Source organism: Kitasatospora sp. NPDC056531, assembly GCF_042794375.1.
Classification (GTDB): Bacteria; Actinomycetota; Actinomycetes; order Streptomycetales; family Streptomycetaceae; genus Kitasatospora.
Genome location: NZ_JBHTTU010000189.1, coordinates 1 through 5,946 on the forward strand (window position 1 = coordinate 1; position 5,946 = coordinate 5,946).

At 70.3% G+C, this 5,946-nt stretch carries 7 protein-coding genes and 1 pseudogene; 6 read left to right on the forward strand and 2 right to left on the reverse strand.

Annotated features, from left to right (window positions below; translation table 11 throughout):
* The 5 genes from ACFQ87_RS43765 to ACFQ87_RS43785 all read left to right on the forward strand — a co-directional run.
* On the forward strand, window positions 1-187 hold a 187-nt coding region (locus tag ACFQ87_RS43765; protein ID WP_380616621.1), incomplete at its 5' end, for a hypothetical protein.
* Between the two features lie 52 nt (window positions 188-239).
* Window positions 240-683 carry a hypothetical protein gene (locus ACFQ87_RS43770; protein ID WP_380616622.1) on the forward strand — a complete coding sequence of 148 codons (444 nt, stop codon included), beginning with the start codon at window positions 240-242 and terminating at the stop codon, window positions 681-683.
* A gap of 347 nt (window positions 684-1,030) precedes the next feature.
* Window positions 1,031-1,570 (forward strand): response regulator transcription factor, encoded by a 540-nt coding sequence (locus tag ACFQ87_RS43775; RefSeq protein ID WP_380616623.1) that lies wholly within the window; start codon window positions 1,031-1,033, stop codon window positions 1,568-1,570.
* 136 nt (window positions 1,571-1,706) lie between these two features.
* A complete protein-coding gene (gene tgmA / locus ACFQ87_RS43780) occupies window positions 1,707-2,009 on the forward strand; it encodes a putative ATP-grasp-modified RiPP (protein WP_380616625.1) in 303 nt (100 codons plus the stop codon).
* Window positions 2,010-2,147: 138 nt separating this feature from the next.
* Window positions 2,148-2,993, forward strand: a complete 846-nt coding sequence (locus ACFQ87_RS43785) for a hypothetical protein (RefSeq protein WP_380616628.1) — start codon at window positions 2,148-2,150, stop codon at window positions 2,991-2,993.
* A gap of 50 nt (window positions 2,994-3,043) precedes the next feature.
* Here the strand turns inward: ACFQ87_RS43785 and ACFQ87_RS43790 are convergent, their stop codons facing one another.
* The gene (locus tag ACFQ87_RS43790; protein ID WP_380616626.1) at window positions 3,044-3,205 is read right to left on the reverse strand and encodes a hypothetical protein; all 162 of its coding nucleotides are present in this window, start codon (window positions 3,203-3,205) and stop codon (window positions 3,044-3,046) included.
* Window positions 3,206-4,020: 815 nt separating this feature from the next.
* Here ACFQ87_RS43790 and ACFQ87_RS43795 point away from each other — a divergent pair.
* Complete coding sequence (locus ACFQ87_RS43795; protein WP_380616627.1) at window positions 4,021-4,737, forward strand: hypothetical protein; 717 nt, start codon at window positions 4,021-4,023, stop codon at window positions 4,735-4,737.
* Here the strand turns inward: ACFQ87_RS43795 and ACFQ87_RS43800 are convergent.
* Window positions 4,706-5,946 (reverse strand): annotated as a pseudogene (locus tag ACFQ87_RS43800) (hypothetical protein); the annotation flags it as partial. The gene ACFQ87_RS43795 and the pseudogene ACFQ87_RS43800 sit on opposite strands and share 32 nt — an antisense overlap.

A 5,946-nucleotide genomic window follows, 5' to 3' on the forward strand; every position in this document is an offset into this window, starting at 1 on the left:
GGTCACGCCCGGGAGGTTCGCCCGGCTGGACCGGATCGGGCTCGGGATCGACCTGCCGCCGTTGGACGAGGGCGCAGCCGAGGCGCTCTTTGCCGAGGTGTGCGGCGGCGAACCGACCGAGCGGCAGCGGGAGCTGGCCGCGGGCGCCGGAAGAACCGTGGCTGCTGGCCCGTGTCGCCGACCCTGACCGGGCCGCGGCGGTGACCACGTGGGCGGCCGAACTTGCCGGCGCTGACGCCATGTTGCTGCGCTGGACCGCGCTGTTGGGTGAAGCCGCCTCGGTGGACACGTTGGCGGGGGTCTCCGGCACCGCGCCGCAGGATGTCCTGGCCGGGGTCGGGCGCATGTCCGCGCTGGGGCTGGCTGACCAGGACGCCGGTCTGGTACGGCTGCGCTACCCGCTGCTGCGGTGCGACGTGGCGGCCACCTCGGTGGGGCTGCGTGTCTCGGTGGCACGGCGGTTGGCCGATCACGGTGTCCCCGCCGAGACCGTGGTCGGCCTGCTCGCCGGGGCGGCGATGGACGCGTGGACGATGGAGTGGCTCGGCCAGCACGCGGATCGACTGGCCGTCCGGCTCACACCCGCGGTGCTGGACGTGCTGTCCCGGGCTGCGGCCTGGCTTCCGCCGGGCGATGTGCGTCAGCCTGCGATCCGTGCTGCACTGGCCGAAGCGCTGCTGTGATCGGGCCGTCTTTCCGAGGCCTGCCACGCGGCCGCCGCAGGCCTCGTCGCGCCTTTGCCCGCACCGGTGCGGTGCCGCCTGCGGGCCGTTCTCGCCATCGTCGCGTTCACCGAGATCGATCCGGCTGGGGCTTTCGCCGCCCTGGAGCCCGAGCGCGTGGACGGGCAGCTGCCGGCCCGCCTCGCCATAATCCACGCGCATACCTGTCTTCAGGCCGGCGACCTGGCCGGGGTGGAGCGGTCCACCGCACAGGCGGGTGCGGCCGCTGCCGCAGACCCTCTCGTGGCGGTGGGCGTGCTGAACCTTCGCGCCGTGACCCAGGCCCTGGCACAGGACTGGCCGGAGCGATGGAACTGCTGGACCAGGCCGAGGCCCTGCTTGAGGTCGCGGCGTACGACCCTCGGGAGTGGCTAACGGCACGGCTGCTGCGCGCGGTGGTCCAGGACCTGCGGTTCGACGCGGCCACCTGGGAAACCCTCGAGCAGGCCCGCCCCGCGGCACTCACCATGGGCGACCATGCGGCGCTGGTGCTGGCCGCGTCCGGTCGGCCCGAGGACGCGCGGGAGGCCGACCGGGCCGCGCTCAGCCGGTTCGAGCTGGTGGCCGCCGCCGGGGACATCGACCGGGCCGCCGCCGCACTGCGGGCGCACGGCCTGCGGTCGGGCGCGACCGGCCCCCGACGCCGGCCCAGGCACGGCTGGGCCGCCCTGACCGACGCCGAGTCCCGGGTTGCCGCACTCGTGGCCCAGGGTCTGACCGACCGGGAGATCGCCTTCCGCCTGGTCGTATCGGTCCGCACCGTCCACACCCACGTCTCGCGGATCCTTGCCAAACTCGGCTGCTCCTCACGGGTCGAGATCGTGCTCGGCTTCCAGCCGCGCGGCTGAGCGGGCGCCGAACGTCGTGCGGACAGGTCGCGGGCAGGGGGCGGGCCGAAGTGTCGGTAGTCCTGCCGATGATTCCGGCGTGCGGTGCTGGTGAACTTGCTTCGTAACGAACAGTCGGAAGCAAGGGAGTCGAACGATGGAAACGCGAGACCACGGCGCCCCCTGGGGCACCACCCGCATGGCACCGTACGCCGAGACCATCCTGGTTTCCCGGCTCACCCCGGTGATCGACCCCGAGACCCAGATCGCCGTCATCATCGACGAGTACGGTCGCACGGTCGAGCTCGGCAACCACCTGGCCATCAGCAGCCCCTCGGGCTCCACGAGCACCAGCAGCAGCACTCAGAACTCCACGAGCACGAGTGGTCCGGACAGTTACGATTCCGATAACAACTCGGACTCAGACTCGGACTCGGATCACGACCCCAGCAGCTGGTGATGACAGAACCGAGTGGGTCGGCACTGGTACTGACTAACCACCATGACATGACCGCCGACCTGGTCCTGCGCATCCTCGCGGAACGCCAGGTCCCGGTAGTCCGTCTCGACCCCGGTCGACCTGCATGCAGGTGCCGCGCTGACCGCCACGTATCGCACAGGCGATCAGCGCGGCACCTTGCACACGCCAAGCCGAGAACTCGACCTCACCGAAGTTTGCTCCGTCTGGACACGCCGTCCCTCGCCCTTCCAAGGCCCAAGCGAACTGGATGAACAAGACCGCCGGTTCGCCGGATCACAATCCCTGTGGGGCTTCGGCGGCATCCTGGCCTCCCTCCCGGGAGCCCACTACGTGAACCACCCGTGGGACAACCGGCCAGCCGAGTACAAACCGGCCCAGCTCGCCGCCGCACAGCGCAGCGGCTTCTGGGTCCCCAGCACGCTGATCATGAACGACCCTGACAAGGCACGGCAGTTCGCTGCGCACCGGACTGGAGGAGTGGTCTACAAGCCGTTGTGGAACACCCCGTACAAGGTTGACGGCCAGGCGCAACAGGTGTGGGTGCGCGAGGTGCGCGCGCATGAGATCACCGCCGCCGTGGCCAACTGCCCTCACCTGTTCCAAGCCAAGGTAGAGAAGGCGTTCGACGTACGTCTCACGGCCGTTGGCAACCGGCTGTTCGCGGTTCGGATCGACAGTCCTGATCTCGACTGGCGGCGGCGGCAATCCCTGATGGAGTGCACGCCGATCGTCGTCCCCGCCCGGGCCGCGCGCTCGGTATCCGCTTACCTCACCATCTCCCGACTCGCCTTCGGCGTATTCGATTTCGCCGTCACGGCTGCCGGTGACTGGTACTTCCTCGAATGCAACCCCAACGGACAGTGGGCATGGCAACCGGACTCGATCACCGACTCGATCGCCCATGCCGTCGCTGACCGACTCCAGAAGGGCCCCGAAACGGGGCGCGGGTGTCGCCGTGGTTAGCGGCGCGGTGGCACAAGGGTAGGGCCGCAGAGACGTCGTCCAGGCAGTGATCAGGCCGCTCCAGCCCCGGCCGCGGCCACAGCGCCGAAGCCCTCGGAGGTCGCCGTCCCGGCCGACCCGAAGCTGCGCGGGCTGCCGGACACCGGCGTCTCCATCGCCCTGGACCACCAGGTCTTCGGCGACTGGTGGTCACCGGCCGGATGGCCCGTCAACCCCGACGTCTATCTCGTCCTCGGCGAGGGCCACCAGGGCGGCTGGGCCGAACGCGGCCTGCCCGGCCCCGGTGCCCCCGACAGCCGGGTGGCGGTCTACGAGAACTACTCCATCGGCGACCCGACCATCCAGGAAGCGACCCTGCACGACACCCCCGAGCGGGCCGCCTGCACCGTCCGGCTCGCCTACCTCCACAACCTGTAGCCGCTTCACTGCGCCCGGCGCGGCCGTCGAGTCGGAGTTGCCGCCAGTTCTCCTGCTGGCGTGGTTCTGGTGGCGGGTTGGTGCTGTCGCGTTGCCTGTCGCGCGGCCTTGTCGTGTGGGGTGCTGTCGCCCCCTGTGACGTGGGCGGATACCCGGGAATCCCTGTGTGTGGCGGGGGTGCGACAGGTGGGTGCGACAGGGTGCTGGGCGGTGCCGCGCTGCTCGGGCGGTGGCCGCCGTCGGGTGCCGCTCGGGGCGGTTGAGTTTTTCGGGGTGGTTGGGCGCCACGTCTCCGGTGGGAGTCGGCACCGGCGGATTTTCGGCGAGATCGGGCGCCACTTGGTGTGATGTGTGTGAGATGCCGCTTTCGGAGTAGTCGAGTGGTGCGGGTGTCGGCGACGGCTGATTCGAGGCCACGGTCATGTCGTACCATCCCTGCCGGCGCGGTCCCTGCAGCTGCTTCACTGAGCGGGGCGGCTTGGCGGGTGGGGCCGCAGGGATGGTACTCACCTGAACACACCCATCGGAGATTGGGCCACCGCTTGGAGAGACCGTGAATTCCATCGATCCTGACCCGCGACGCCGCACCCCGCGCGCCAAGCTCATGACCGTGAGCATCCTGGCAGCGGCAGCCCTGGCCGCCGTGGTGGTTTGGAGAACAGCATCCTCTGACCGGACGTACGACGCCGCGGTCCATGGCGAGGTGCTTGTCAGCGCAGACGGCCGCACCATCACCGCCGCCGTCGGCTGGACCGGCTGCGAGAGCCTGCCCCGACTCATAGCCCACGAATCGGCACAGGGCATCACACTGGCACTGCGCCGGGAGGACGACGCGACCGCAGACACGGCCTGCGACGGCGGCAACAGCAAGCAGGTGTCCACCTCGCTGTCCGACCCGATCGGGGCGCGATCGCTCACCGACGCCGTCAGCGGCCGGCCCATAGCCTTCTTCGACGGACACCGCCTTGCGAGCCCGCACTACCTGCCCGCGGGTTACGCGCCGACAGACGACACGCCCTCCAACACCACGGGTCTCGCTGCCCCGGCCACACCACGCACCTGGACACGCACGTACCAGGACGGGGTCCGACACGATGACCTGACCATCACGCAGAGCGCAGCTCCGAACCCGGACACCACGGGCACCCCAGTGACCGTCAATGGACACCCCGCCTATCTCCAGGAGCAGCCGTCCCCGGACAACCCCACTTTCCGTTCACTCACATGGTCCGACGGAGACAACGCATTCACCCTTGCCATGCGTACCCCGTCCGGGCCGATGTCCAAGGACGAGTTCATGCGGGTCGCGGCGGGCCTCGGCTACTGAACCAGCCGGAGCGTGCCGCCCGCACCCGGCACGTCGCGCGGATGCCGAAGACCGTCTCCATACCCGCAGGATCCGACAAATTCCGAGTCCGACAGCGTCCAGGAGCTGCAGGACGCACTGGCGGGTGTGGTCGGCGTCCTCGCTGGTGGTGCGCGACGCGGCGGTAGACGCCGGCGGCGGCTCGCGCCTCATCACTGCGGGCAGCGTCCAGGCAGGCCAACAACTCCGGCTGGGCCGCGTCGGGCGGGAACCCTGCGTCCAGCAGCAAGGGGTCGAGCAGCCCGGACTCGGCGGCGTGGCCGGCCGGGTGCCTACGGGTGTACGGGAGCGCCGTGGCCCGGTCGACTGGTGCGCAGTGCCGGGGGGCTGCCTGCGCGCACAACGCGTGAAACATCGCGGCATTGACCTCGATGACCCCGCGAGAGCCGAGGACCTGCCGCAGGTGGGCGCGCAGCACGTCGTGCACCAGGACAGCGGTGCCCGTGACGGTGATCAGCGACAGGTCGGCGAGTTTCCTGATCAGGCGTCTACTGTCGGCGGGATCGAGGCCGTTCGCTGCCCGCAGCAGGCCGAGGACCTCGGTGGGGACGGTGACGTCCTCGGGGAGGACGCCCAGGTGCAGGAAGCGTTGCCGACTCGGGCCGTCCAGTTGCCGCAGGCTCGCGTCGACGGTCGTCGCGACGGCCTGGTCCCTGCGGTCGGGGCTTTCCAGGTCGAGGCTGTCGGGTCCGTCCTGGAGGAGCTGGTCACCGATCAGCTCGGCGGCCTCGTCCGCTGTCCGTCCGTCCTCGATCTCGTGCCGGATGGCGCTGTTGGCCAGAGACAGCAGCAGCGGCCACCCGCCGGTGAGGCGCGTCAGCCGTTCGGTACGGGTCAGCTCGGGCACCCCGCCGGACAGGAGCGAGCCCCTCTCCCGGGCGCTCATCCGGTCGACCTTGAGGATCTCGCAGGTCGCATGGAGCGTGCCGCGCATTCGGCTGGTCACCAGGCGTGTCAGGTTCGGGCCGACGGGGAAGGGGGCGAGCCGACTCGCCGACCAGAGGTCGTCGACGACGAGCAGGGTGGGCTCACGCTCGCGCAGCAGCTCGCCGGGCGCGTAGTCGGCCGTGGACGGGTCGGTCAGGGCCGGCCGCTGACCGCTCAACAGCTCGCTGAGGTCGTTGATCTTGTCGGCGACGGGTGCCAAGGGGCGATCTGCACAGGGGGCGA

Bases quoted from the DNA above. Each gene is read 5' to 3' on its own strand.
- tgmA (WP_380616625.1), top strand. From the start codon at position 1,707: ATGGAAACGCGAGACCACGGCGCCCCCTGGGGCACCACCCGCATGGCA.
- ACFQ87_RS43775 (WP_380616623.1), top strand. From the start codon at position 1,031: ATGGAACTGCTGGACCAGGCCGAGGCCCTGCTTGAGGTCGCGGCGTAC.
- ACFQ87_RS43770 (WP_380616622.1), top strand. From the start codon at position 240: ATGTTGCTGCGCTGGACCGCGCTGTTGGGTGAAGCCGCCTCGGTGGAC.